Here is a 25,339-nt window from a genome sequence, read left to right on the forward strand (position 1 = left end):
GCTCATCCCTGCTGGCGGAAATATTTCACAGTTACAGCAGGCTTTCCGGATTGTTGTTGCAGCTTCGCCGCGAGCCCCTTGAAGGTGTCTTTGCCACCGATCAAGTCGAGCTTCTCATCGGATTGAATCGCAATGAGCATATAGGGAACCGAGATATCTTTCTGCGGCGCAGCGAGATTGAGATTGATGACCGTACTGTCTCCGCGACGCGTTGTGTTGATTGTATCAACAGTACCGTCCTGGCGCACGAGAAGCACCTGAACGTTTTTCTGCTCGATTCCGCCAAGAGTTGCGGCCAATGCATCATTAGGTCCCAGAACCTCGTTTTTAAGGACGAAGGCCGCTTTGCCCGTATTAACTGGCGCGGCAGCCAGAAATGCCAGGGCATCACATTGTGCATCGGCAATCTGCCGCACATTGATTGTCGGCTCGTAACCAAACTTGCTGATGAAAGCGCGCTCCATTTCGACGAATGGCCCCACTCTCTGTGCAAAACCTTCAATATTTATTGTTCGAGGTGCGGCAATTGTGCCGTGGGCAAAGAAGCAGGGGCCGCCGGCAAACTGTTTTATCCAGTCCGCCTCCGTAATAGCGAGCTGCGGCTGGGAGCCACCGCTGCTTTGAGCTGGTTCGTCATGCTTTTGCTGCTCACCGGACGCCAAGGTTTCTGGCTTTTGCCCCGCTTCAGGAAGCGTGTTAACCGGTTTTTCATTGCCCGCACTCTTTATATCCGGCTTGGCTTCCACTGTAGCGGCTGGCGGTTTTTCCGTTGCGGTTCCAATTGGAGCTTCCGGCTCTTTTATGGGTTTAGCCTGATCGGCTTGTGGTTCCGGTTTAGGTTTGACGCTGTTTGGATCGGCATCAAGCTTGAATTCGGATTTGCCTGACGGCGTTGCAGGCTTGCTCGTCTTTTGCGCCGATAAATAGGCTTTGATTTTCTCCTGATTGACATAGCCGTACCAGCCTGCACCACCCACGGCGACCAGCAGGCAAGCAAGAACAACCCATTTACCGGAGGTCCCTTTGGTACCAGATTGGCCGGATGGTGTTTGTCCGCGTCCGTCTCTCAACGATGCTGATATCTGCGAGCGCCGTGAGTAATTATCTTTTGTTGCCGGAATCATCGGTCGCAACGCGTCGATAATTTCGTCCTTCTTGGGTCTGAGCGCAGGACTTGGCTGCAACATACGCTGAATGATGGACCGTGCTGCCGGGTGGATTGTCGAAAGGTCCGGAACCGATTGACGTTTTCTGACCACATCGGCATGTGTGCCGCTCATATCGAGCGGGGTGCCACGAAGGGCCGCGGCAAAGACCAGTCCAAGACTGTAGATATCGCTTGGCTCGTGTACATCGCCGCCGAACAATCCCAGCTGCTCGGGCGAAACGTAATTGTACTTTCCAGCAAAGCTCCCCGCCAGAAGCGTGCGGTCTCCGCCAATGCCGAGCCTGGCGATGCCAAAATCGATGAGTTTGGCACCCTCGACATTGCCGCCGGACAAAATGATGTTGTCGCAGGAGATATCGCGGTGAATGACGCCGCGTTCGTGGGCAACCTTGAGGCCCGAGGTGATGCGACTGATCAGCTTTGCAGCTTCAGCCAAGCTCAAGGGCCGATCCCTTATGCGCTCATAAAGGGATGGTCCCTCCACCAGTTCCATCGTGAGATAGGCGGTATTGGAAAGCCGATCAATCGAGAAAACGTGATAGCGAACAATTGCATCATGCCCCAGAGAATTGAGAATAGAGGCTTCCTGCTTGAAGAGTGAAATAACCTGCTCGTCACTGGCAAGGTGCGGCAGAATAACCTTGATAGCGACCTCGTCGAGTGTCTGGATGTTATGGCCCTTATAGACCTCCGACATACCACCAACGGCGAGAAGTTCTGTCACCTCGTAGATATCGTTCAGCCGCGTCCCGGGCTTGATGCTTCCGGATTTTTGACCGGATTCGGTTTGTTCACGCATTATGGCCGACCATCATGGGCTGGGGCTACACGATAATTGACAACCACCACCGTAACATTGTCGCTCCCTCCCCGTTCGAGCGCACTGTTTATCAGTGAATTACATGCGGTTTCGGGCTCCTGCGACAGGATGATGTCCTGAATTTCCAACGCGGAGAGATGCGCAGTGAGGCCGTCGCTGCAAAGGATGAATGTATCTCCATCCTTCAATTCACCGCTGAGCAAATCAAGATGAGGAAGCTCGCGAACACCTATGGCATGCAGAATGACATTCTTGCGTTTGAAACTAGCCGCCGCCGCTGGATCAAGCGTACCATCGTCGATCATCTGTTGTACTTCCGTATGATCCTTGGAGATCTGGGTCATCCGGTTGCCGCGATTAAGATAAAGACGGCTGTCACCCGACCATACGACTGAAAAATGCTGACCCGTAACAAGCAGTGCAACCAGCGTCGATCCCATGACACCCAGTCCATGCTCGCGTGCCAGATTGCGGATATCCTGATTGACGCCAAAAATGTGATCGTGAAAATCCTGAACTTTTGCCTCGTGGACTGCATGATGCCCGACGCGTCCAGCCGCTTGCACAATCATTGACGCCGCAACATCGCCGTGTGAGTGGCCACCCATACCGTCAGCAACAAGCCATACCCCATTTAGCGGCTTTGAAAGAAAGCGATCTTCATTGACCGGCCGCACGCGACCCGTATGGGACATGGCATGGGAATCAAACCACCCGGCTGAATCCTTTGCTTTGGTCTTGTTGCGCGTTGGAATGGTCATGTCTCTCGCTTGATAGCAGGTCATGGGTTAAAGGGCATTCTACCAATAATTTTCTTCTAGGGCCGGTCAGTCAGAAACAAGGTCCAGTTATCAGAGGATTGGGTATCAACTTCCTTGAATACGCCTCGCAAATGATTGCGCTGCCAGCAAGCGTCTTTACCGGTAATCTGAAACTTTTTCGTATCAACACACAGAGTAACGGCGCCGTCCAGAATAGGCCTGCCCTGAACATCAATGGCATGAACATAGATATACCGGTTCGAAAGTTTTGACTTTATGACATCCGCGCAGCGATTGGCGGCTATGGCCCACCAGCCTTCTGTCCGCATATCGCCGCCCACCTGCTCGCCGATTGCAACATTTGCGACATCGGCAGTCTGGTTGCACACGGTGAAAGCCGCTTGCGCAGCTCTGGGGGCTGCGAGTAACAATGGGGCAGCCAAAAATACAACAAACCAACTCGTCATTCCGAGATTGAAACGATGTATTCCTTTGCTCCTGCCGCAACCACCGTATCGAATTTGGTCTATCATCAAAAAAGATCCGCATCCAAATCGCTATACTCTTGGTATCCAACACTTTATTTGAATAGTCTATGGCCAGACAACAAATGCCGGAGAAGCGGATGCGACTTGTGCTGAGGTTGGAGAATCGTTCCCTGCATGGAGACGATATAATTCCGGAGTTCATAGCAGACCAGCGCTCCTTCATCATCGGTCGTTCGGAAGATGCGGACTGGTCCCTGCCCGACAGAAGCCGTTTCGTTTCGACGAAACATTGTCAGATCTTTTTCGACGAAAATGAGTATTGGGTAGAAGATCTGTCGGCGAACGGCCTTTTGGTCAATGGCGACGAGTTGCAGAAGGGTGCGCGGCGCATCCTGTTAGCGGGTGATCTTGTTGAAATCGGAGCCTACCAGCTCCGCGTATTTTTTGAGCAATCACGGCCTTCCGAGCCATTACTCACGGCAGAACAAACCGTCTTTATTCCCAGGGGCGCTGAAAGCCCGCTGCGTGAGATGGAAGATCGAACCATGTTCCTTGGAGCGGTGCAAAGCCCACCGACACAGCCAGCCCATCCAGCTCAGGCCGTTCGTGAGCCTCCAGCACCCGTTAAACCGCGACCATCCACCGGGCCCTCCCATTCGCGCGAACGGTTTATCGAACATTTCGCCATTGGAGCAGGAATTGATCCCGATGTGCTCGCTGGCCGCCATGATGACGAATTTGCCGAACAATTGGGCCAGATCTTCCGGGCTGTGGTACCCGGCCTCACCCAGTTGCTCACCGCTCGCGCCCAAATGCGGGCCTTGATCCGCAGCACCAAGCAGACCGTTCTGAAATCCGACGGCAACAATGCGCTGAAGTTCATCCCCGAAACGTCGGCCGCACTGGCCGCTTTGTTTGCAGCAAATAAACGCGAATATCTGGATGCAACAGCTAGTTTCAGCGAGGCCGTTGACGATCTCAAACAGCATGAACAGGCGGTGTTCCAGGCCATGCAAACCGCGCTCTTCCGTTTGCTGAACGAGCTTTCACCCGATGCAATCGAAGCATCAGGGAAAAGCTCGTTTCTCTCGGGGAAAGGTGCCCGTTGGACCCGTTATGTCGACGCTTGGAACGAACGGAACGAGCCTTACGAGAATGGCATTCTTGATGTTTTCCTGCATTATTTCGGCGAGGCCTATGACGAGAAAATCGGCAAACAGAGGGTAACAGACTGAATAGTGAATGCCATCTCAGCCTTGCAGTTTGGCAAGCATCTCATTAATGCCTGCACTATAGGAACGGAAGCGCGATGCCTTGATCCGCGCTTCCCGATAAACTGGCGAAGCCTGTGCGCCTCCCTGACCAGACATCTTCCGGTTGGACCACTCAACAATCCATCCGGCGGTCTTGCCATAAAGGAATGGGTTGGCACCGAAAACGGATGTATCCAACAGGGAACTAAGCTGCGTGTCGGGTGAGGCTGATAGCACCGATACGGCGCCGCCGCCGCCAAGAAAGTGAGCAAGATAGAGATTGCCCGCAGTACCGGCAATGCCTGAGGCTTTCAGCGTTGCTTCGTTCTCATTGGCGAGGTTCATCACCATTTCCGTTGCCAGAGTCGGGTCCGACTTCAAGGCCAATAGCTCACTCACGCTCATTTTCGAAACAAGGTCCGCCCTGTAGGAACTCATCATGCGCAACCAGGTGCTGTTGATGAACTGCCCCAGACCGCTGGCGGATGATAATGGGTTAGCAGCGTTGGGATTGCCGCCGCTTTCCACATGAATAATCCGCTGCACGAGTTTTTCCGCTTCGCCATCCAGACCGATTTCGCTGTAGCCATAGCCCAGCGGGTCTACAAGCCCGCCATTTGCCATCAACTCAAAATGCAGATGCGGCCCGGTGCTAAGGCCTGTCGAGCCCACAAATCCAATGGTCTGCCCTGCTTTGACAGCCTTGCCAACGGCAATGCCGTTCGCAAACCCCTGAAGATGCGCATAGTGCGTTTCCCGGTTTCCCGCATGGCTGATCTTGATGAAATTGCCAAAGTTTCCGTTGGCACCGGCAAAACTTATTGTGCCGTCAAACGATGCGTAAACCGGTGTCCCCGCAGGTGCCGACCAATCCACCCCTTCGTGGAACTTGACCGATCCGAGGATGGGATGAACGCGTGGACCAAAGCCCGAGCGGAAAACGCCCTTGACCGGCAGGATGAAACCTTCAGCACCTCCCAATCCGGATGTGGTATCGCCCTCGGTCATGCAGGCGTAATCGCCACCGCGTTCCGGGCGCATCAGATAGCATTCCAGATTTTCGCCACCGCGTCGAACCGAAACATACAAAACACGCCCGCTCTCGCTGGCCTTGTCACGCGGCGTTTCGGAATAAAGCAAGGATACTTTGTCCTCTGGAGAAATGAATTTCCCCAGATCATAGAGCCGTGACATCCGCATGATAGTCTCAGTGATGACATTGATAGGAATATCATTGCGGATACCGGCACTATAGATGCCGTCCATAATGCGGAAGTTTTGATCGAGCTTCGATCCTTCACCACTATTGGTCAGATCATTCCAGCTTTCACCCTTCCAGGGATCGTCGATCTTCACATAGTTGCCGTCATCGGCACGGGCTAGACTCCCGATCAACCCTTCGCTGCCATAAAGCGATATCTGAACCGGCGCCGTTGCTCCATTCAGTGGATCAACGAGCGCCGTTCGCCAGACCGCAAGATAACCGGGACGAAGCACCTGAATATTCAGCGATCTCGCGACCGCCTCGGCGACGCGCGCTGTTTCGGCCTGCGTTGTGTGCCCATCCGCAAGAACGTCCTTCACATTGCGTTCCGCAAGGACCTTGATTACGAACTGCTGATTCTGCGGTGGGCGCTTCTTCTCACTGATAATGTCGACGCTGTTGGAACTGCCCGGCGATGAAGCACTAATCTGGGCTGTCTCACTGGGTGATACGCCGCCCTCCCACCCGGCATCCGATGACGCGGTATCGCTTGAAGGTACTGGTTGTCCGGGAGCTTGCGGCACGACTGGCGGTGTCGTCGATATCTCGGGCGCGGATTGCATAAGAGCAAAATCCTGCGGGGTGGCGGGTAGCGCCGTCATCAGTCTTACGGAACTCGACAGCATTGTGTCCGATACAAAATAGACCGAACCGTCGATTTCAGAACCGCTATTGTTCTTCTGAAAGCGTATTTCGCTTTTATGTGGCCTTGGTTTTTCATTGTTCACAGACTGAAGCAGAAGCGCATCACGCCGATCATCTGTCGCCGACAATTCAAACTCGCCATCCTTGCCGGGCTGCTGAACTTCACCTTCGGGGATAACCAAAGTCTCGTTTGTCAGGTCATCGGGCATACCAAGAAACTTTGGCAGGTAAAGAAACGCTCCAATGGCCATCCCGGTGAAAGCGACAAGAGCAAGCCCTTGCCATATGCGGCGCCTGTTGCGACGCTGCCGCGCCAGTTTCTTGGCGCGCTTGAAATCCTGACTTAGCGTATGGAGTTCTTCTCCACGCATGGATCAACAACAAACAGAACAGGATACCCGATATGCGGGCCGGGCTCCCCGATCTTTGATGTCGAGTTCAAACATCAGCGATAGACACCACCAATAAGACTTCCACGCAGGCTTTTCTTAGGAGGAGCGGCAGGTTCAACAGGTTTAAAAACGCGCTGCGGCTCCGGATCAGAATCCGCCACGACACGAGGTGCGCGTGGTTTGACCGGAACCCTCGGGCCCGGTTTTGTCGGAGCAACGGCCTGACGCGGCGGCTCGTAGACACAGACGGCCGACGGTTCGCGCTTCACGTTTTCATAGAGAATCTGAGTAGGGCCCGTATCGGTTGTCTTCATCTTTTTGGTTGCCCAATAGCGCTGCGCTGCTTCGCGCGAGCTTCCGCCCCACACGCCATCAGGATCAGACGTGTAGCAGCCTACCCGTTGCAATTCGTTCTGAAGCGTAAAAACAAAATCTTCCTGACCGAAGATTTCAACGGGTGCCTCCGGCATAATGATGATGGGATTCATACCGGTCTGCGGATTGATAGCGGACGGATATCCGGGATCAGGTGCGAGATTAGCTGCAGGGCCCCGTGTCGCATCTCCCAAATCGGTCCGGCGCGTCAATCCCTGATCAGTCTGCGAGCCTGACTGATCCAGTGCTGCGACCTGCTGCTGACCTTCACCTTTGACGCCGCCTGACGGCTCCGAAAAATAGAACTGCTGCTGCAGCGAAGACTGTTCCCAGGGAATTTGTTTATCAAGCGTGGCCACCTTCACATCATTTCGAACCTTGATCATAAGATCGGAAATGCTGAGGCCGGGTGTCTTGATGTGATCAACCAGCGCCTTGGTAAAAGGGCTGTATGAACTTTTGCCATCGTAGCTGATGTTGCCGGGCTGGGTGGCAAAAGCCACATACACACCTGCACCAGCGGTAACCTGAGCCAGACCGGCATTCACCGATCCACCATCGGGAAGAGGATTGTTGCGGCATGCATCAAGGAAAACAAGCGTCTGGCGCGTGCGCTGTTGGATTTCACCAATCACTTTGTCCAAGCTGATTGTTTCATCCAAAATCCGGGATCTGTCATTCAGACGTGCATCAACGGGCACCAGATAGTTGACGCCATTCAATTGGAACCCGTGGCCGGAGAAATACACAAGCGCGACATCCGCCGTTTCGGCCTGCGTCTTGAATTCATTGAATATCCGGTCAAATTCATCGCGCGTCGTGTCGTTTGCGGGAAAAACATCAAACCCCTCATCGCGCAATGCGGCAGAGATTGCCTGAGAATCATTGGCCGGATTGACCAGTTTCTCGACATATTGATAGTTTGTATTACCGACAACCAGCGCAATGCGCTTGTGCCCGCTAACCGCGATTATCTCTGCGCGCGCAATCTGCGTAACGAAAAGAAACGCAAGGCAAGCCAAAACCACACGCAAAGCGTGCGGAAAAAAACTGCGTGGGGTTGGCGCATAAGGCGTCAATCGACTATCTCTTCAGCTCATTGGGCTTGACCGGACGGGCTTTGTCCAGCTTACTCCGGTTGCTGATCTGATCACTTGCAGATCGTTCTGGATACGCAAAAATAGCCTATTTCCTGCTATACTTGCAACTATGTTGTGTTGGAAACTAAAATTGCAAGGCTTCAATATTTGCTAGTGATCGGGCAAATAGAGCGAATACTGTGATGGCTACCTGCAGGAATAAACCATGCGAATTGAACTTCAAGCCCTGAGCAATCCCAACGATACGTCATTCAGCGGTTCAATGGTGGTTCAGGATGCGCGATTTACCATCGGTCGGGGCGAAAATTGCAGCTGGGTAATCAAGGACAGCCGCCGCGTCGTCTCCAAACATCATTGTACGCTGGAGCAGCGCGACGATGGCGTTTTTTTGATCGATAAAAGCACCAACGGAGTCAGTGTTGGCGGTATTGCTGTCGATCGCCAGTACGGACAGCGGCTTTCGGATGGCGACACCATTGAAATCGCCGATTATCGTTTTCGCATAGCAATCCAGAAGGCCGGGGCGGTTCGGACCCAACAACAGACCAACAGCGCGGATCTTCTATCCGGGCCGAGCCTGACGTCTATCCTGTCTGATATTGCGCCCGGCGGCGTTAGTGCCACGAGTAAACTCCCCGGCGAAAGTCACGACGAACTTTTTGATGGTCCGGCAAAACCAACATCGCGCGAAGCGCTTGGCGCGGTCGACATAGGGTGGGATGGCCCTCCCGTTACCGAAGTCGACATTGTCAAACCATATCGTACAAGCCGTCCATCCGCACTCGCGGATCGAATCGAACAGACGCCAACAGCCAATTCGCTGTTTGATCTGCCGGTTGTTCGCCCGATCCTTCCCGATAACTGGGACAGTGATGATGAGGAGCCTCTTTCCGCCTCACCCGTAACGCCTACGGCGTCGTATACTGCGCCTCAGCAACAATTCGTGCCCGCTCCTGTCGAGAAGCCGGTTTATGCGGTTCAAATCGAACCACAACCGATACCCTATTCCGATTCCAGACTTGTGACCGCATTTCTTGAAGGTGCCGGGCTCGACACAACCTCCTTGCCGGATATCGACCAGGAGCAGCTCATGAGAAAAGCTGGTGCAGCGCTGAAGATTGCGTTTGTTGAGCTTTATGAAATGCATGTGGGGAAAAACGCCTCGGCTGCACGTCTGGAGCTGGAAGGCATTGTCGGGGAAACGCCATGGATTTTCTCATTGGCTGGACAAAAGAATGATCAGTTGATGGACGGCATTATCGAGTTTATCGGTGAAGCGGAGCCCGCCGATATGAAGCTCATCGAGCGGGATTTCCAATCGATCATCAATTATCAGACCGCCCTTTCCGCTGCTGTTCTCGACTTTATTGGCGAGGTACAACAGGCCATCGATCCCGCGGCGCTTTCCACCAAAGCAAAGGCAAAAGCCATTCCAGCACTGCGCAAGGCCGCGCTCTGGGATGAATTTCTGGCGTCTTCCACACTTTTTGAGGGCCAGCAGTCTGGCAAGCCAAAGCCAGCCCTGATGAAACTTCTGCGTAAGTTCTTTCCCCAACCGTGAATCTTCACGATCAAGATTACGTTGACGTGATGCTGTGTTATCTGCAAGTTACAGCAGGTTCACAACCTTGGATTGGGCAAATGTCCAACTATAGAGCATTGGGAGATTAGTATGCGTTTTGAAGCGCTTGAGGCACTCGCAAATTTCCGTAGTCACTCGATGTTTCAACGCCGTGTTTTTCAGGCAGCAACCATAGGGATGGGCCTATTTCTGGCAGCCTGCACATCCACCCCCGAAGCAAGTGGGCCTAAATATCAGGACCCCATTTCGACGACCGTCTCGGCCAGCGCAACCGCAAATCCTTCTCCGTCGGGATCGCCTACTCCGACAGCCGTTGAGATTTTCGTTTTGAAATCACCCGGACGCTTTCAATCCATGGATTACTTCCAGCTGAAGGGCGGCAGCGCACTTGGAGATGATCTGGTTGAACGCAAGACGGTCTCGGTGCGGCCGGGTCAGTCGACGGAACTGACTGTCAATCCGGGCACTGAGGGTGCATATGTTGGGGTAATTGCCGGGTTCCGTGATATCGAGAACGCGCGCTGGCGTGCGCTGACGCCGATTTCCGGCTCCAGCCGACTGACTGTTTCGGTTGGCAAGCTCTCCGTCAGCGCGTCCGCAGGCCATTAACCAGTACGGTGTTTATCGATGGAACATGACAATCGCGTCGTCTGGTCGGAAGGCATGTTCCTTCGGGTACAGCATTTTCAACAGCAGGACCGCTGGACTGAAAGGCTTGTCAAATCGGTCGTTCGTGAACTCGTCAAATTCCCCTGGGGTATTTCGCGCATCACGATCAATGAGCAGCTTCTCGGCAATGGAATGTTCGCGCTGTCGAGCGTGCGCGGCGTCATGCCCGATGGAAGCGTGTTCGAAGCGCCCGGCCCCGTAGACCTTCCCCCGGCATTGAGACTGGAGGAAGGCACGAAGAATGTTTTCGTCTATCTTTGCCTGCCGATGCAACAACCGGGACTTGCTGAAATTGGCGGTGAAACCGCCCCCGGACGCAGTGTCCGTTATGCGCGCCAGAAATATGAGGTGCAGGACACCAATGAGGGCAGCTCCATTGCGGCGCTTCTGGACGTCGGTCGTTTTCGTTTGAGTTTTCTTTTGTCCGATGAAGAACTGGCTGGATACGACCGTATCGCTGTCGCACGGATCGTCGAGGTCCGGCAGGATCAATCGGTTGTGCTTGACGACACCTTTATCGCACCATCGATCAATTGCGCAGCGCAGCTTCAGCTTGAGAATATCGTTACCGAGCTTCTGGGCATTATGTCCCACAGGGCGGAAGCAATCGCCGACCGCATGGGCGATCCATCAATCCGCGGGACCGCTGAAGTCTCGGATTTCCAGTTTCTTCAGGTGCTTAACCGAAACGAGGCAGTCTTTCGCCACCATCGCGAGAATTTGAGTTCCCTGCATCCCGAAACACTCTATGTGCTGTGCGCACAGCTTGCAGGTGAGCTTTCAACATTCACCAAAGAGCGGCGTCGCGGATCGGTGTTTCCGGGATACCGCCATCTCGACCTGCACGGTTCATTTGATCCGGTTTTGTTTGATCTACGTGAATCGCTTTCCTCTGTTCTGGAACGGTCTGCAATCGAAATTCCTCTCGACGAGCGTAAGCATGGCGTGCGGGTCGGTACGATCACCGATCGCAGTCTTCTGGTCGGCAGTGGCTTCGTATTGGCGGTGCGTTGTGACATGCCATCGGAGGCTCTGCGCAGCACCCTGCCCCGGCAGATCAAGGTCGGCCCGGTTGAACGGATCGCAGAACTCGTCAATGTCGCCCTGCCGGGTATAGCGGTTCGCCCGCTGCCGGTTGCACCGCGTCAATTGCCTTATCGTCCCGGAACAAGCTATTTCGAACTCGACCGTGATGGCGCCTTGTGGAAGCAACTCAGCACGTCCGGCGCTATCGCCATGCATCTTGCCGGTGATTTTCCGGCCATTGAATTTGAACTCTGGGCAATAAAGTCGTGATGCCATGAGCGACGATAAATTCTGGCGCAGTGAGCCGACGATCATCAAACCCAAGCCGGGCGGTGAGCGTGGACGCGCGGCACAGGCTGGCTCTAGCGATGCTGACGGCAACGAAACAACGACACTCCAGTCAGCGCTGCGCGAAGGCGGCGTCGATACAATTGATACCAGCCCGAAAGGGTTGCCATTTCTTGTCGCCGCCGCTCGCCCGCAACTCAACTTGCTTTACCACCTTCGCGGACTTCATGCAGAGCCCGATGCCGAACAGCTTCGCACGGCCGTGATCGACGAAATGCGGGCTTACGAGCGTAAGGTCGCAAATGCCAATGTGGACACACAACATGCCCGCGTGGCGCACTACGCTCTCTGCGCGACCATTGATGACGTCGTTCTGAGCACACGCTGGGGCGGCGCCAGCAATTGGGCGAGCAACAGTATTGTCTCGACATTTCACCGCGACGTTCAGGGCGGTGAGCGCTTTTTCGAGCTGCTTGAGCATTTTCACAAGGACCCGGGTCGCAACCGCGATATCCTGCTGTTGCTCTATCTTTGCCTATCTCTTGGTTTCAAAGGCAGGCTGCGCGTCAGTGCCCGCGGCGCTCTCGAACTCTCTCAGATAAGGGATAGTCTCTATCGTACGCTCCAGTCATCCATGGGTGACATTGAACGGGAAGTGTCGCCGCATTGGCGTGGTATCAATGCGCGTTTCTCCAAGGCGCGGTTCAAGAACCTTTATCCGGCATTGCTGGGAATGCTCGTTCTTCTTTGCGCCTTCGGCTATGTGGGCATCCTGCGCCTTCTCAATACGGAGTCGGACGGCATTATGATTGCGATGGCCGCCGCTCCGCCGCAAGGCAATCCATCAATCAAGGTTGAGCAACCCGCACCGCAACCGGTCGAACAGGTGGACAGGCTGCGCGACTTCCTCACGTTCCTCCAGCCGGAAGTGGATCGCGGCCTGTTAACCACAGCGCGAGACGGAAATCGCGTGCTTGTGCGGTTCCGCAACACCGGTTTCTTCGCGTCGGCAAGCGCGGACGTCAACCCGCAATTCCAGGGCCTGATTGATCGGATTGGCCGCGCCATCGCTGACGAAAAATTCTCTGCGCTTGTTGTAGGTCATACCGATAATCGTCCGATCCGCGGGGTACGCTTTCCATCGAACTATGATCTATCCCGGGCTCGCGCCCAATCGGTAGCCACCATTATCGGCAATTACGTGCCTGATAACCAGATTCGTTTCGAGGGGCGCGGCGAATCCGAACCCATAGACACCAACGACACGGAAGAGGGCCAGACCGCGAACAGGCGAACAGAGATTATCGTCACCGCAAATCCGCGGTCTGAAAAAGACACGACAACCGGCGCAGGCAATCAACAGTGAATATCCTCAACTGGATCTATACGATCCGCTCCTACATTGAGAGCTATCTGGGCTTCCTGAAGGGCGGCCGGTTCTGGTCATTGATCTGGGTCGTCGCTATCGCCGTGATGATCTGGTTCTATGGCGACAGCATCGCCTTTGGCAAATGGCGTCCGCTTGAGTCGCAGTACAACCGCATCATCGCAATCGGTGTGGTTGTTCTTGTCTGGCTAATCTATGCAATTGTTTCGGCGGTCCGCCGCCGTCGTGCCGAAGCTGCAATGATCGACGCGGTGGCCGAGGATGGCACCGATTCCGAAACAGAGGCAAAAGAAGAAGTCGCACTGCTCAGGCAGCGTCTGAAGGACGCGCTCCTGCGCTTGAAGTCGATTAGCAAAAAGCGGTTCGGCTATATCTATGATTTTCCCTGGTATATGATCATCGGCGCGCCTGGCTCCGGCAAAACAACTGCTCTCGTCAATTCCGGACTGTCGTTCCCCTTCGCTGAAGAGATGGACGAACACAGCATTCGTGGCGTCGGCGGTACCCGCAGTTGCGACTGGTGGTTTACCGATGAAGCCGTTTTGATCGACACGGCGGGCCGCTACACGACGCAGGACAGTGACGTTACTGTCGACAGCACCGCGTGGCAGAGTTTCCTTGGCCTGCTCAAACGGCACCGACCTTTGAAGCCGATCAATGGCGTGCTGGTGACCATCAGTATGGAAGACATACTGACCCAGAGCGCTCAGGCCCGCTTCAAGGAAATCAGAATCATCAAGCAGCGCCTGCGTGATCTGGAAGACAATCTGAAGGTGAGGCTGCCCGTCTATCTGATCTTCACCAAGGTGGACATGCTTGCCGGTTTCGGCGAATTTTTCGACAACTTCAACAAGTTCGATCGTGAACAGGTTCTCGGTGTTACGTTCCCTCTCGGTGTCAGCCAGTCAAAAGGCAAGATTGCCGAGGCTTTTTCCGGCGAGGTCGATCTTCTTCTCGAACGCATGCACCGCATACTCCTCGAGCGCATGCAGCAGGAACCTGATGATCTCCGACGCAGCAGCGTGTTCAGATTCCCCGCACAATTTGCGTCAATCAAGAGCGTTCTCGTCGAGCAAATCGGCGAGCTTACCGCAAGTTCAAAACTGGTCAGCGCGCCACTTCTGCGCGGCGTCTATTTCGTCTCAGCCACACAGACCGGCGCTGTCTATGACAAGGTCGGGCGTTCGACATCCGAACGTTTCTCGTTTTTGCAGGAACCCAACACGACTGGCACAGTCTCGCAGAAGGCATTCTTCCTGTCGCGATTGTTCAATGAAGTGGTGTTTGGCGAAGCCAATCTTGTTACCACCGATATCAAGGTGCAGCGCCGCAAGCGCATCATGTCCACCATATTCTATCTTGTGCCATTGATCATTGCCGGCGGGCTTTTTGCAGGCTGGTCCCATGCCTATTTCACCAATCAGAGCACGATGAGCGCGGTCAATGAACGTATCGCCTCCTATAACCGCGAAGCCACCTCGATTGCCATCGAGGACATCACAACCGATGATCTGAACCGGATACTCTCGCCGCTCAACACATTGCGCAGTGCCATTACCGACGACATTGCCGGTAAAAGCCGCTGGTATCACTTTGGCACGGATCAGGAAGCCAAGCTGAGTGAAAGCATGCAGGCGACCTATGCCCGGGCGCTGAACGGTTTTCTTCTCCCTCGCCTGCTTGTCCACCTGCAGAACCGGATGAATGATCCCCAGATCACGACCGGACAGCTTTATGATACGCTTAAGCTCTATGCGATGCTTGGTGGTCTTGGACCGCTGGACGAGCAGTTTGCCGCGCAAACCTTAAAGGCAAACTTCGATGCTTCCTTGCCCGGAGCGGGGCGCGCGCAGGCGCGGGAAAGCCTGCTTGCACACAGCCGTGCGCTCCTGTCCCGGCCATTGATTACGGTGAGCCTTGATGACAATCTCATCAAGAAGGCACGCGCAAAAATCAATGCCATTCCGCGCTCGCAGCAACTCTTCGAACTGCTGCTTACCTCTCCGGATGCCATGGCATTACCGGAGTGGCGACCTATAGACAAAGCGGGATCGGGTGCGGAACTCCTGTTTGCCCGCGAGAGCGGTACAGACCTTCGCCAAGGCATACCGGGAGTTTTCACCCGGGACGGCTATTTCAACTATTTCCTGCCTCGCCTGGCCCAGATGTCGGAACAGTTTGCACAGGAGGGCTGGGTCATCGGTGAAGACAAGGCGCAGGCGGAATCCAGCGATAATCTGAAGACCGATGTTCTGCGCATATACTTCAACGCCAATCGCCAACGATGGGCCGCGCTGCTGAATGACATGGGCATACGTCCAGCTCCTGATCTCATCCAGGCTGCCGACATTGTCCGAATCCTGGCGTCGGCTGATAATCCACTGCGGACCTTTGCAACTGCCGTAGCCGAGGCTACCAATCTGGACCCCCAGCAGTTCTCCGCGCCAGCGGCGGCCGCCAAACCCACCCAAAAGGAAGGCGAAGTGGACGAGGCGCAACGCAAGGCAGCCGAGGAACTGGCGAAGGCGAATGCAGAGCGCGTTCAATCCATGCAGGCTTTGACTGATGGCTTTGAGACCACAATGCTTGACCCTTATGCCGCGCTGCGCAAATCCCTGCAGCCTCCGGAAGGGCAGAAGTCCCAGTTTACCGATCTTTCGCCCGTTCTTGAGGAATTGTCGCTGCAACTTAGCCGCGCTGCCACCAATGCGGGTGAGGTCAACACGATTTTTGGTGTCGAAAGCAAGCTGGTATCAGCCAATCAGATGCTGGTGACACAGGCACAGCGTTTGCCCGAGCCGGTCAGCCGTTGGATCGGACGTCTTGCCACCGACATCGCCCGGTTGTCTGCAACGGGAGCACGACGGTCCATTTCTGATTTGTGGCAAAGCAACAGCGGACGCTTCTGCAAGCTCGCCATTGCAGGACGGTATCCATTCGACCCGAATGCCAATAATGACGTTGCCATCAATGACTTTATCCGGATGTTTAGCCCGTCTGGTGATTTTGCAACGTTCTTCCAGTTTCAGCTCAAGCCATTTGTCGATGTTTCGCAAACGCCGTGGCGTCTGGTCGGTATGAATGGCGCTGAAGCGATTGCGAGCGACGCCCTCGTACAGTTTGAGAATGCCCAAACCATTCAGACGGCTTTTTTCTCAAAAGGCGGCAACGACCTTAGCCTTGATCTTGATATCACACCCAATGATCTCGACAGCAATTCGACCTCTGTAGCGCTCGATATCAACGGGGAAGCGATCAATTATGATCACGGACCAGTCCAGACCAAATCATTCAAATGGCCTGGCCAAGGCAATCGTTCCGCCCGCATCGCCTTCAATCCACCAGGCCCAAATTCAAGCGTCAGCAAGACGGGACCTTGGGCGATGTTCCGGCTGTTCGACCTTGCCCAGAAAAAAGTATCGAGTGAGGATCAGTTTACTGCCTCGTTCCGCATGGGCAGCCGTACCGCAAGCTTTGACGTTCGGGTTGGTTCCGTGCTCAATCCGTTCGCTTTGAAGGCACTGCGCTCGTTCCGCTGCCCTGAAGGGCTTTAAGGCATGAAGCAGCAGGATAGCATCCGTGACCGTTGGGCATATGACCGGAAGGGATGAACCCGATGCAAGCAAGAGATACGGTTCTGGCCGGTTATTTCGGCAAGGTGCCGTCCAAAGGGGACTTCATCAGCCGGCGGCTTGACCGGGATGTCCGCTTGCAACTTGATCAATGGCTGCAACCCGCGCTTCAATCGAGTCGCGAGATGTTGGCGGATGAGTGGATGGACCTCTATCTCAACGCTCCGATCTGGCGTTTCTACCTTGAAGCCAGCATTTGCGGCCCTTACCCCGTTGTCGGCATGATGATCCCGAGCGTTGACAAGGCCGGGCGCTATTTCCCTTTTCTTGTTGCCGCTCAGATACCGGACTTTCCCCTTTCTGTTGTGTCCATTGCTCGCGCCGATGAATGGCTGCACTCGCTGGAAGACGTTTTGCTGAGTGTTCTGGAAGACGAATTTGATATCGATTATTTTGATCATCAACTGGCAAAGAAAGCGTTTGATCTTGAGGTTCTCCCTGGAAACCTGAACCCACTGGGTGAACCGTCAGCGGACACGGGAGCCTTTGCGCCCTTGGCGGCGGCTTTGGCTGACAGAAAATCAAAACCGCAATCGGTGTGGTGGACATCGGGGTCGGACCGCCGCAAGCCGGGTATGTCTTTATACCCCGGTTGGCCTGCTGTGACGGCTTTCGCATCGTTCTTCAAGGACGACACGGCATCATCTGCTTTCAATGATGAATTTGCCCGGGCACGGCAAAGCGGCCAGTCCCTGCATAATAACGGCATGTTTTCCGAAGCCCAAACCGTTGGAAATATTTCTGTAGCTGGTCGCTCCCATCGTGGCACGCTTGCCGAGCAAAACACGGAGAGTTTTGTCTTCAAACTGGATAAGGGTCTCATATCCGTCGCTGACGGCACATTTGGCCTGAGCCGCAGCGCTACCATTTCGCGCTTTCTGCTCGCCTCGCTCGACAGCATCCCTTTGCCCGACAATGTCGAAGATGCACTTGAGCTTTTGGCGGAGCGCCTTGAAGGAGCCAAGCGCGCCTTGACGGAGCGCCTCGACATTGCCGTTGCGGGGCTTGCATTACAGGCTGGTTCGCTAAGCCTTGTCTTTCGTCAGAACAGGTTCGGCCTGCTTGTACAGGGAAACGTACATTGCCTCTTGCTGCGGGATGGTAAGTTTACGGAACTGACGGACACCGCTCTTAGCAAACGCTCCAGCTCGACACTCAAACTGCAATTGCGTGCAACATCGGTCATGATCACAGGCGACCTTGAGCCCGGAGACCGCTTTCTTCTCATGACAGCAAATATTGCGCAGGCGGTGCTCGAAAACAGTGTTGCAAGCTTTTTCAGCACCAATCGAGTTGAGGCTATCATTGACAGGCTCGTTGACGACAGCCTGATCAACGGCGCCGAAGATAATCTTACGGTTGTCGCCATGGCTGTCGATTAGAGTATCACATGGACCACCGAGTTATAAGAACCGGATCATTTGCACGTCACATGCGCTTGCTAGCCAGCCGCTATCGCAAGCAAGCCCATCCTTGAAAAGGTCTCGTGAAGGCGCGGATCAATTTCCATATACGCCCTGAGGACAAGATTGAGCTTTTTCGCGACCAAAGGCACTTTACTGGCCATATCCTTCATGCGCGCGGGATCAGAAAAAATGACCTCCGCATAGGTATTGAAATCATTCTCCGCCGTTGTCGCCCCGTAAGCCGACAAGAAGCCTGTTTCTATGGGTGGATTAGCGCCCTGACCGCGCGAAACCTGATCAGCCGCATCGGTCTCAAATCGCCAATCGGCTGGCTCCTGTGCCTTGAAAGCAGCCTGAAGCGGCGAATTTCGCAACCACACGAATGAGCTTGTCTCGTGATGGACATCGAGTTCGGCGGTAAGCTGGCGCGATTCATCAGGAAGATTGCGCGGCGATGCGACGAATATCCAGTCCTGGCCATAGGTACCGCCGACCTCCGCACCGTTGATAACAATCTTTCCGGCAATAAAAATCGCCTTGATAATCCGGCCAAGGCACTTTTCCGGATAGGCGTCAAAAGCCTTGGCAATGCCTTTCAATGACGCAGTGACCATAGCGCGATCAACGGGTTCAAAGGCAACACCCTCTATCTGCGCATCGGCAGCAACATAGGGAGGCATAAAAAAGGTCTTGGGATCACCAAAACCAATGGTCAATCCCTGCTGCTCGCCAAGCTTGCGTGCAAGACCTTCAAGATCATCATTCTCGCTGCCGGTCGGCCGGTTGAGCAGATAGAACCCACCACCCGCCATCGCCAAAGCGGCGACCAGAACGACACGGCGCGAGAGTCTCAATGCGCAAGCTCAAAGGAGTTGCGCATCACAAAGCTGGCGGGTGCCACGGCTGGAAGCACGGCTGTTGCTCGGGAAAACCCAGCCAGACCACGCGTAAATAAAGCAGCGGCGGCGGCAAATGAAGCTGGATCATCGGCGACGCCTGCGCCAGCTGTAAAGAAATCCTCTACAACCGTGGCCACGACAATCACCCCGGCTGCAGTGATCAGACCAACTCCCACCACTTTCCCCCAGTTCGTGCCGGATTCGGGTCGGGCCTGTGGAACCGGTGAGGGCAATGGCAACATGCGCGGTGAAGGTCCCGTCGGCGGCTGGGGCTTCGGTGTGACGAGGATGACAAACTTGACATCAACAGCGGTGTAGAGAAAGCCATTGATGCGGCCGGTAAGTTTCGGCAGCCTCAGTTCAAAGCGCAATTTGGGCACTGGATTGAGCGGGCTCAATTCAAAACCAACCGCCGTGGCGACAGTCGATACACCGGGTGAATTGCTCTGGCTGACAAGCATCGAGCGCACAGTGCATTCATTTTTCTTCGGGTCAAAAATGAAACGGTTATCACTGACGAGTTCACCGAAAGCGTGATGCATCGTGGATGTCATCTTGAGTTCGCTTTTCTGATCACTGATGTTGTAACTAAGCGCCGCATTTGAGCTGGCCATCAGAAAAACATCGCCTGTCAGCTGGAACTCAACCGTCGCAGTTGGCGTCTCAAGCGTTTGTTGCTGTTTCAATGTATATTTGAGAGCCGCCGGCAGTTTGATATCTTTCAACGTACTCTTCAGATTTCCGCCATCTGCCGATGAGGGCGTAGCTGGTGATGGAGTGGTCGGTGATGAATGCCTTGGGCTCTTGGGCGTTGGAACAGGCGGCGTTGATGGTAATACCGGATGTGCAGGCGCGGTTCGCGTGTCAGCAGTCCGCACAGGTCGTTGGCTTGGCAGAACCGGAATAAGAATGGTGCGCCCGGCATGAATGAGATCAGGATCAGGTATACCATGACCGGTACTGCGAACCACTTCACGTCGGTTGTTATAACGCCAGATCCGCGGCCACTGCCCACCGCCACCTAACTGGTCGCGAGCAATAGACCACAATGTATCACCAGATTTAATTACGTATCGCGTGCCGATCATCTGCGTTCCCCCCGCCTTTTGAAGGCTGAAAAAGACTTGCCGTCCGGAGTAAAGAAGTCAACATGTTTTGACTACAAAGCTGTGACACTTCGGGAGAGTTGCAAACTAATTCTGACTTGGACAGGAGAGTGCTTCTTTTTGGATATACTCTGATTGCCACGCGCCATCTTGAAAAGATGGCATTCTGCGCACTATGATTTCCGGCTGGCCGAATGAAGAGGCGTTCATGACCAAAATGACTATTATCACGATAATCGGAGTAGCATTTTTGGTTGCCGCCGCAATATCAACGGGAATGACGCTCCGTTTCATCAGGTCCAGTATCGTGGTCCCCGCCGATGTCGTGGCGCTCAATGCAGGCGGAAGTCATCCGCAGATTGCCTTCGTCACCCGAAATGGGGAGCAGATTTCCTACCCGCAGGGCGGACTGGTTTTCGGCGCGAAAGTCGGAGATCATGTGGAGGTCCGCTATCTCGCAGATAGCCCCAAGCAAAGTGCCACGCTCAATCAATTTGGCGCGATCTGGTCATTGACCATTCTGCTTGCCGGTCTGGGCGTGGGGTTTGTCTTTACCGGTTTGTCGAACCTGCTGTCCTGACAATCCTATAAACGAGCGGGCGGTCGCCACGATAGCCGAGCGTATGGCAGCGTTGCGCATCACCCGAGCATGCAAACGATACTGATCCACCATCTCAGGCGTTATTGATAGTGCAGCATTCCCGTGGCCGCGAACTGGTATATTATCCGAGACTTTATCGCACTCAGCCCCCTCACTCGTCGCGTCCGCTGCGCTCACAAAACGATCCGGCAGCGGAGCGGGCTCTTTCATCTGGCACCAGCCGTCTGCCCGGTGGATTGAGTTACCTTCGCTCGGCGAACGAACCGCTGTTCGGTGACTTCGCTGCCCCATTGCAGACCTACATATTCCTCTTCAAGTTCGAAACCAAACGCCTCATAAAGCCGCCGTGCTGCATCCAATCCCTTGAACGTCCAGAGCTGGATTTCGGCAAATCCTTCCCGGTCACAAAAGGAAACTGCTTCACCAAGCAATCGGCGTCCTACACCGCTGCCGCGTCGTCCATCTTCCACGATGAACCATCGCAAATGCGCACAATCGCCTCCAAGGTCTTCGCCGTCGATTGCAACAGTACCGACGATATTGCCTGCCTCAATTGCGGTCCATAATTGGTTAGACGATCTATCGAGACGCCCGGAAAATTCTGCCAATCCGGAAGCAACCTTGCTTTCGAAGAATTGCCCGAAGCCGACCGTGCGCGCGTAATATCGCCCGTGCATTTCGGCGGCACGGCCAATCACGCCCGGACGATAGCCGGTCTCAATGGTGATCGGATGCGCCTCCAATGACTTGACACCCGTCCGACTGGATTCCAGCGCAGTGGCATAGAATGCAAGTCCATCCCTTACTGTCGCATGGCTATCGGGCGACAGATTGCTCAGGGCAGCATTGACTTGCTCTTGCGCGAAAGTGTCGATCGCCGCCAAAGTCTGCTGCCCTTTCGCGGTGAGCGACAAAGGTTTTATGCGGCTGTCAGCACCACTTACGCTTTCCATCAGCTCGCCTGCATCAACGAGTTTGCGCACGAGCCGGCTTACACTGGACTTTTCCAGATTGAGAACGTCACTCAGTTCGCCAGATGTCAACGAACCCCTGCCGCCAATTTCAATCAACGTATGGACAGCGGAAGCGGAGAACTCAGTTCCAGCAAGAGTGGGCTTCATGAAACCGAGTTCGCGCACGAGCCTGCGCGATGCATCACGGATGGGTGTAACAGTGTCATCAAGCTTGGTCATTCAAGGTAAACCCAGATAGTTGTATCATACAACAATATGGACCTGCATTGACGTTTTGACAACAGCTTGACGAGAATTTTCTCAACAACCGATGCAGTGAATTGAAAACAGTCAGCCGCGCCTGCGCCATGCCTGCGTTCGGACAAGCACTGTCCGTGACAGGCTTGCGTGAACAAGGCGCGCCAGAAGATTTGTGTAGAAGATCATCATGCCCATAGCCGCCGCGGGCGCGATGTCCCCGGCGTCATCCATATTCAGCACGGCAACGGAAGCGAGCGCCGTATCCGCCGAATAGATGAAAACCACTGCAGAAACCGTCGTCATCGCGTTGACGAAGAGGTAGATCGAAATGTCGAGAATAGCTGGAAGACAAACCGGCACCGTCACACGCGCAAATAATTTGTAGAAGGGCTGCTTCAGGGATGCGGCAACAGATTCAAACTCCTGATCGATCTGTTTGAGCGCGGTCAAAGCCGTGAGGTGTCCAACGGTATAGAAGTGCGTGATGGTACAAACGACCAGAATGGCCATGGTGCCGTAAATTGAATGGAGCGGATTGGCCGGGTTGTTGAAGAAGAAGATATAGGCAAGACCGAGAACGAGACCCGGCACGGCCATCGGCAACATCGCCAGAAAATGAAACAGAGCCCTGCCCTTCTGGAAGCCTTCGGTCTTTTCCACCATATAGGCGCCGGTGAAAACGATGATCGTGCCGAATATGGCTGTCAAAGCTGCCAGTTGGATCGAGTTTTTGTATGAACCCCATCCGCCGCCATCCATATGATTGAAGGCGAAATTCTTCAGGCTGAGGCTGAGATCATAGGGCCAGAATTTCACCAGCGCCGCCATTTGGCAGACCAGCATGATACCGATGATGAAAGCCGCCACAAGGCTACACCATGCAAGGCACAGCATATCGAACCGACGGTTCGGTTTAGGCTCGTAGGGCACGGAACGGGCGGAAAGCAATGCCACCTGTTTCTTTTGCACCAGCCGGTCAACCACAAAAGCTGCGAGCGCCGGCACGAGCAGGATCACCGAGACAACCGCACCCATTTCAAAGTTCTGCTGGCCGATGACCTGTTTGTAGATATCGACGGCAAGTACATTGTATTGACCACCGATTACTTTCGGCAGGCCAAAGTCGGTAATGACAAGCGTAAAGACCACAAATGCCGCCGAAATCAGCCCGTAGCGAGCGCCGGGTACGGTGACAACCCAGAAAGTGCGCCAACGGCTGGCGCGCAAGGATGCAGCCGCCTCGTAATGACGCTGATCGGAAATGGCGAGCGCTGTCGAAATAATGATCAATGCATGGGGGAAAGTAAAAAATACCGAACCGACGATGATCCCGAGCGGTCCATAGATCGATGCGCCGAAGAGCACGTCCCGGATCATCCCCTGATTGCCGAAGAGGTAGATCAGCGCAATGCCGGGCAAGAGCGATGGCACGAGAATGGGAGCCATGGCGATCATGCGGAATGTGCCTTTGAATCGCATACAACTCCGGCTGATCGCATAGGCAAAACCGAAGGCAATCGAGACGGTCAGAACAGTGCTGATAACAGCGATGAACAGCGAATTCTCGATTGAGCGGAACAGTGACGGCGTCGAGAAATAGCTGACATAATTATCAAGCCCTGTAGACGCTGTTGACCGCAGCATGACACGGCGGAACATGTTGGAATCCACCTCCTGCCATGCGGTGCCACGATGCATGTCCGACCCGATCAGATAGACCGTATCATCGGTGGTTCCGCGTATCCGGTATTTGACGGGACTGCGAAAACTGAACTCGGGAAAGAAACTCGTAGCCGCCAGCCTGCCATCGGCATTGGTTGCAAGCTTGTCTTTGGGGACCACCAACAACCGGTCGTTAAGCGCGGCGGCGCTGACCGTTTCGCCAAATTGCCCGGAGGGACTGCTGACCTGAAATTCGTACGTATTCAAATCAAAGCTATATGTCGAAAAGGATTTTGACAGCATCACATAGAGCGGCGCAGCCAGTGACACGATCAGATAAAGCGAGATGACGACCATGAGACCGCGCTTGATAATATCGTCCCGGTCGAGCCGTTGCCGCGGCAACCGATCTGATGGCATCATCGTCTCAGTGACCGCTGCCATGATAGCCTCCCTGCGGAAAAACCAGAAGACGGTCAGCCGGTAGTTCCACAGTCAACGCACCACCTTCTGTCAGGCCTAGGCGGCGCGTCGCATTGATCGAGAAATCGGCAATGAGCACTTCATTGCCGAGCTTTTCGCCGCGCAGGCGGGTGCGCCAGAAAGATCCGAGAAACTCCATCTCGCCGATCACGACATCGAGCACGTTGCGCGTATCGACGGACTTGGAACCTATTTCATGCGGGATCACATCTTCAGGACGAATAGCGGCAATAACCGCTTCGCCAGAGCCAAAACTGTGCGCAGCACAGCGCAGTTCACCCGTACCGAACACCACACTGCTTTCACCTGTCACGCGGGCTTGCAGCTTGTTGGTTTCCCCGATGAAATCGGCAACGAACAGGGTCCGGGGGTGCCGGTAGATCTCCGTGGGAGTGCCGACCTGCTCGATGACACCATGGTTCATGACGACGATACGATCAGCCATGGACAGCGCTTCTTCCTGATCATGCGTCACCATAATGGTCGTCACACCAAGCTTGCGCTGCAATTCCTTGATTTCATGGCGCAGATGCACCCGCACTTTTGCGTCGAGCGCTGACAGCGGTTCATCGAGCAGCAACAGGCCGGGCGAGATCGCAATCGCCCGGGCAAGCGCGATACGCTGCTGCTGGCCACCGGAAAGTTGCGAGGGATATTTGTCGGCCTGATCGGAGAGCCCGACGAGCGCCAGCAGCTCTTTCACGCGTGCATCGATCTCGGCGCGTGGTCGCTTGGTATTCTCAAGCCCGAAAGCAATGTTTCTGGCAATCGTCAGATTGGGGAACAGTGCATAGGACTGAAAGACGATACCATAATCACGCTTGGAGGGAGGCAAGGTTGAAATATCCCTGCCACCCTGACGAAGCGTGCCGCTGCTTTGCAGATCAAGCCCGGCAATGGCCCGCAGCAACGTAGTTTTTCCGCAGCCGGATGGTCCGAGGAAGCAGACGAACTCGCCCTGATTGATATCGAGAGAGACATCCTTCAATGCATGGAACGCGCCAAATGCTTTCCACAAATTCGTGATCTGCAGATAGGCCGGGTCGCTCGCTGATGGCATTGCATGCACCTCAGTGGGCATTGCCGCAGAACGAGCAGGAATTTCGTGTCTCATCGGG

At 54.6% G+C, this 25,339-nt stretch carries 18 protein-coding genes; 8 read left to right on the top strand and 10 right to left on the bottom strand.

From position 1 onward, the window contains the following. Positions 1-2: 2 nt before the first annotated feature. From FHW17_RS21985 to FHW17_RS21995, 3 genes are read right to left on the bottom strand one after another with little or no spacing between them, the layout of a single operon-like run. On the bottom strand, positions 3-1,967 hold the full coding sequence (locus FHW17_RS21985; protein ID WP_112530566.1) for a serine/threonine-protein kinase: 1,965 nt from the start codon (positions 1,965-1,967) through the stop codon (positions 3-5). Beyond that, positions 1,967-2,749 (bottom strand): protein phosphatase 2C domain-containing protein, encoded by a 783-nt coding sequence (locus tag FHW17_RS21990; RefSeq protein ID WP_162700282.1) that lies wholly within the window; start codon positions 2,747-2,749, stop codon positions 1,967-1,969. Before FHW17_RS21990 ends, FHW17_RS21985 begins: the two co-directional genes overlap by 1 nt. A gap of 56 nt (positions 2,750-2,805) precedes the next feature. Continuing rightward, positions 2,806-3,180: a DUF1036 domain-containing protein gene (locus tag FHW17_RS21995; protein ID WP_227988483.1), complete on the bottom strand. Its 375-nt coding sequence runs from the start codon at positions 3,178-3,180 to the stop codon at positions 2,806-2,808. A 194-nt stretch (positions 3,181-3,374) separates the two neighbouring features. On the opposite strand from FHW17_RS21995, the gene tagH reads away from it, so the two are divergent. Further along, positions 3,375-4,472, top strand: coding sequence for a type VI secretion system-associated FHA domain protein TagH (gene tagH / locus FHW17_RS22000; RefSeq protein ID WP_162700281.1), 1,098 nt, complete (start codon positions 3,375-3,377; stop codon positions 4,470-4,472). A 15-nt stretch (positions 4,473-4,487) separates the two neighbouring features. Here the strand turns inward: tagH and FHW17_RS22005 are convergent, their stop codons facing one another. Continuing rightward, positions 4,488-6,770: a peptidoglycan DD-metalloendopeptidase family protein gene (locus tag FHW17_RS22005; RefSeq protein ID WP_112530557.1), complete on the bottom strand. Its 2,283-nt coding sequence runs from the start codon at positions 6,768-6,770 to the stop codon at positions 4,488-4,490. Between the two features lie 74 nt (positions 6,771-6,844). Further along, a complete protein-coding gene (locus FHW17_RS22010) occupies positions 6,845-8,245 on the bottom strand; it encodes a caspase domain-containing protein (RefSeq protein WP_113097515.1) in 1,401 nt (466 codons plus the stop codon). Positions 8,246-8,471: 226 nt separating this feature from the next. On the opposite strand from FHW17_RS22010, the gene FHW17_RS22015 reads away from it, so the two are divergent. The 6 genes from FHW17_RS22015 to tagF all read left to right on the top strand — a co-directional run bounded on the left by FHW17_RS22015 (position 8,472) and on the right by tagF (position 18,232). After that, entirely contained in the window at positions 8,472-9,827 is a 1,356-nt protein-coding gene (locus FHW17_RS22015) for an FHA domain-containing protein (RefSeq protein WP_182510830.1), read from the top strand. Positions 9,828-9,938: 111 nt separating this feature from the next. Continuing rightward, positions 9,939-10,457, top strand: a complete 519-nt coding sequence (gene tssJ / locus FHW17_RS22020; protein ID WP_182510831.1) for a type VI secretion system lipoprotein TssJ — start codon at positions 9,939-9,941, stop codon at positions 10,455-10,457. A gap of 18 nt (positions 10,458-10,475) precedes the next feature. Further along, entirely contained in the window at positions 10,476-11,813 is a 1,338-nt protein-coding gene (tssK, locus tag FHW17_RS22025) for a type VI secretion system baseplate subunit TssK (protein WP_112530549.1), read from the top strand. A 4-nt stretch (positions 11,814-11,817) separates the two neighbouring features. Further along, positions 11,818-13,197, top strand: coding sequence for a type VI secretion system protein TssL, long form (gene tssL / locus FHW17_RS22030; protein WP_112530547.1), 1,380 nt, complete (start codon positions 11,818-11,820; stop codon positions 13,195-13,197). Beyond that, complete coding sequence (gene tssM, locus FHW17_RS22035; RefSeq protein WP_112530545.1) at positions 13,194-16,772, top strand: type VI secretion system membrane subunit TssM; 3,579 nt, start codon at positions 13,194-13,196, stop codon at positions 16,770-16,772. The genes tssL and tssM overlap by 4 nt, the downstream gene beginning before the upstream one ends. A gap of 62 nt (positions 16,773-16,834) precedes the next feature. Continuing rightward, positions 16,835-18,232, top strand: a complete 1,398-nt coding sequence (tagF, locus tag FHW17_RS22040) for a type VI secretion system-associated protein TagF (protein WP_162700280.1) — start codon at positions 16,835-16,837, stop codon at positions 18,230-18,232. 59 nt (positions 18,233-18,291) lie between these two features. On the opposite strand, the gene FHW17_RS22045 is transcribed toward tagF, so the two are convergent. Together FHW17_RS22045 and FHW17_RS22050 are read right to left on the bottom strand one after the other, a co-directional pair. Next, a complete protein-coding gene (locus FHW17_RS22045; protein ID WP_182510832.1) occupies positions 18,292-19,110 on the bottom strand; it encodes a hypothetical protein in 819 nt (272 codons plus the stop codon). After that, a complete protein-coding gene (locus tag FHW17_RS22050; RefSeq protein ID WP_182510833.1) occupies positions 19,107-20,243 on the bottom strand; it encodes a LysM domain-containing protein in 1,137 nt (378 codons plus the stop codon). Before FHW17_RS22050 ends, FHW17_RS22045 begins: the two co-directional genes overlap by 4 nt. A 226-nt stretch (positions 20,244-20,469) precedes the next feature. Between FHW17_RS22050 and FHW17_RS22055 the strand changes: the two genes are divergently transcribed. Then, positions 20,470-20,841 carry a DUF3592 domain-containing protein gene (locus tag FHW17_RS22055; protein WP_182510834.1) on the top strand — a complete coding sequence of 124 codons (372 nt, stop codon included), beginning with the start codon at positions 20,470-20,472 and terminating at the stop codon, positions 20,839-20,841. Between the two features lie 227 nt (positions 20,842-21,068). Here FHW17_RS22055 and FHW17_RS22060 read toward each other — a convergent pair whose 3' ends face one another. From FHW17_RS22060 to FHW17_RS22070, 3 genes are all read right to left on the bottom strand, one after another. Beyond that, a complete protein-coding gene (locus FHW17_RS22060; RefSeq protein ID WP_182510835.1) occupies positions 21,069-22,055 on the bottom strand; it encodes a helix-turn-helix domain-containing GNAT family N-acetyltransferase in 987 nt (328 codons plus the stop codon). A gap of 111 nt (positions 22,056-22,166) precedes the next feature. Continuing rightward, positions 22,167-24,182: a putative 2-aminoethylphosphonate ABC transporter permease subunit gene (locus FHW17_RS22065; RefSeq protein WP_182510836.1), complete on the bottom strand. Its 2,016-nt coding sequence runs from the start codon at positions 24,180-24,182 to the stop codon at positions 22,167-22,169. Continuing rightward, positions 24,166-25,281, bottom strand: a complete 1,116-nt coding sequence (locus tag FHW17_RS22070; protein ID WP_112530530.1) for a putative 2-aminoethylphosphonate ABC transporter ATP-binding protein — start codon at positions 25,279-25,281, stop codon at positions 24,166-24,168. The genes FHW17_RS22065 and FHW17_RS22070 overlap by 17 nt, the downstream gene beginning before the upstream one ends. Positions 25,282-25,339: the final 58 nt, after the last annotated feature.

It is taken from the genome of Phyllobacterium sp. P30BS-XVII (genome assembly GCF_014138335.1).
Lineage (GTDB): Bacteria > Pseudomonadota > Alphaproteobacteria > Rhizobiales > Rhizobiaceae > Phyllobacterium > Phyllobacterium meliloti.

What these genes read in the sequence shown, in the direction of transcription:
- FHW17_RS21985 (WP_112530566.1), bottom strand. Translation starts at nt 1,967, where the DNA reads ATGCGTGAACAAACCGAATCCGGTCAAAAATCCGGAAGCATCAAGCCC.
- FHW17_RS21990 (WP_162700282.1), bottom strand. Translation starts at nt 2,749, where the DNA reads ATGACCATTCCAACGCGCAACAAGACCAAAGCAAAGGATTCAGCCGGG.
- tagH (WP_162700281.1), top strand. Translation starts at nt 3,375, where the DNA reads ATGCGACTTGTGCTGAGGTTGGAGAATCGTTCCCTGCATGGAGACGAT.
- FHW17_RS22005 (WP_112530557.1), bottom strand. Translation starts at nt 6,770, where the DNA reads ATGCGTGGAGAAGAACTCCATACGCTAAGTCAGGATTTCAAGCGCGCC.
- FHW17_RS22015 (WP_182510830.1), top strand. Translation starts at nt 8,472, where the DNA reads ATGCGAATTGAACTTCAAGCCCTGAGCAATCCCAACGATACGTCATTC.
- tssJ (WP_182510831.1), top strand. Translation starts at nt 9,939, where the DNA reads ATGCGTTTTGAAGCGCTTGAGGCACTCGCAAATTTCCGTAGTCACTCG.
- tssK (WP_112530549.1), top strand. Translation starts at nt 10,476, where the DNA reads ATGGAACATGACAATCGCGTCGTCTGGTCGGAAGGCATGTTCCTTCGG.
- tssL (WP_112530547.1), top strand. Translation starts at nt 11,818, where the DNA reads ATGAGCGACGATAAATTCTGGCGCAGTGAGCCGACGATCATCAAACCC.
- tagF (WP_162700280.1), top strand. Translation starts at nt 16,835, where the DNA reads ATGCAAGCAAGAGATACGGTTCTGGCCGGTTATTTCGGCAAGGTGCCG.
- FHW17_RS22050 (WP_182510833.1), bottom strand. Translation starts at nt 20,243, where the DNA reads ATGATCGGCACGCGATACGTAATTAAATCTGGTGATACATTGTGGTCT.
- FHW17_RS22055 (WP_182510834.1), top strand. Translation starts at nt 20,470, where the DNA reads ATGACCAAAATGACTATTATCACGATAATCGGAGTAGCATTTTTGGTT.
- FHW17_RS22060 (WP_182510835.1), bottom strand. Translation starts at nt 22,055, where the DNA reads ATGACCAAGCTTGATGACACTGTTACACCCATCCGTGATGCATCGCGC.
- FHW17_RS22065 (WP_182510836.1), bottom strand. Translation starts at nt 24,182, where the DNA reads ATGGCAGCGGTCACTGAGACGATGATGCCATCAGATCGGTTGCCGCGG.
- FHW17_RS22070 (WP_112530530.1), bottom strand. Translation starts at nt 25,281, where the DNA reads ATGCCATCAGCGAGCGACCCGGCCTATCTGCAGATCACGAATTTGTGG.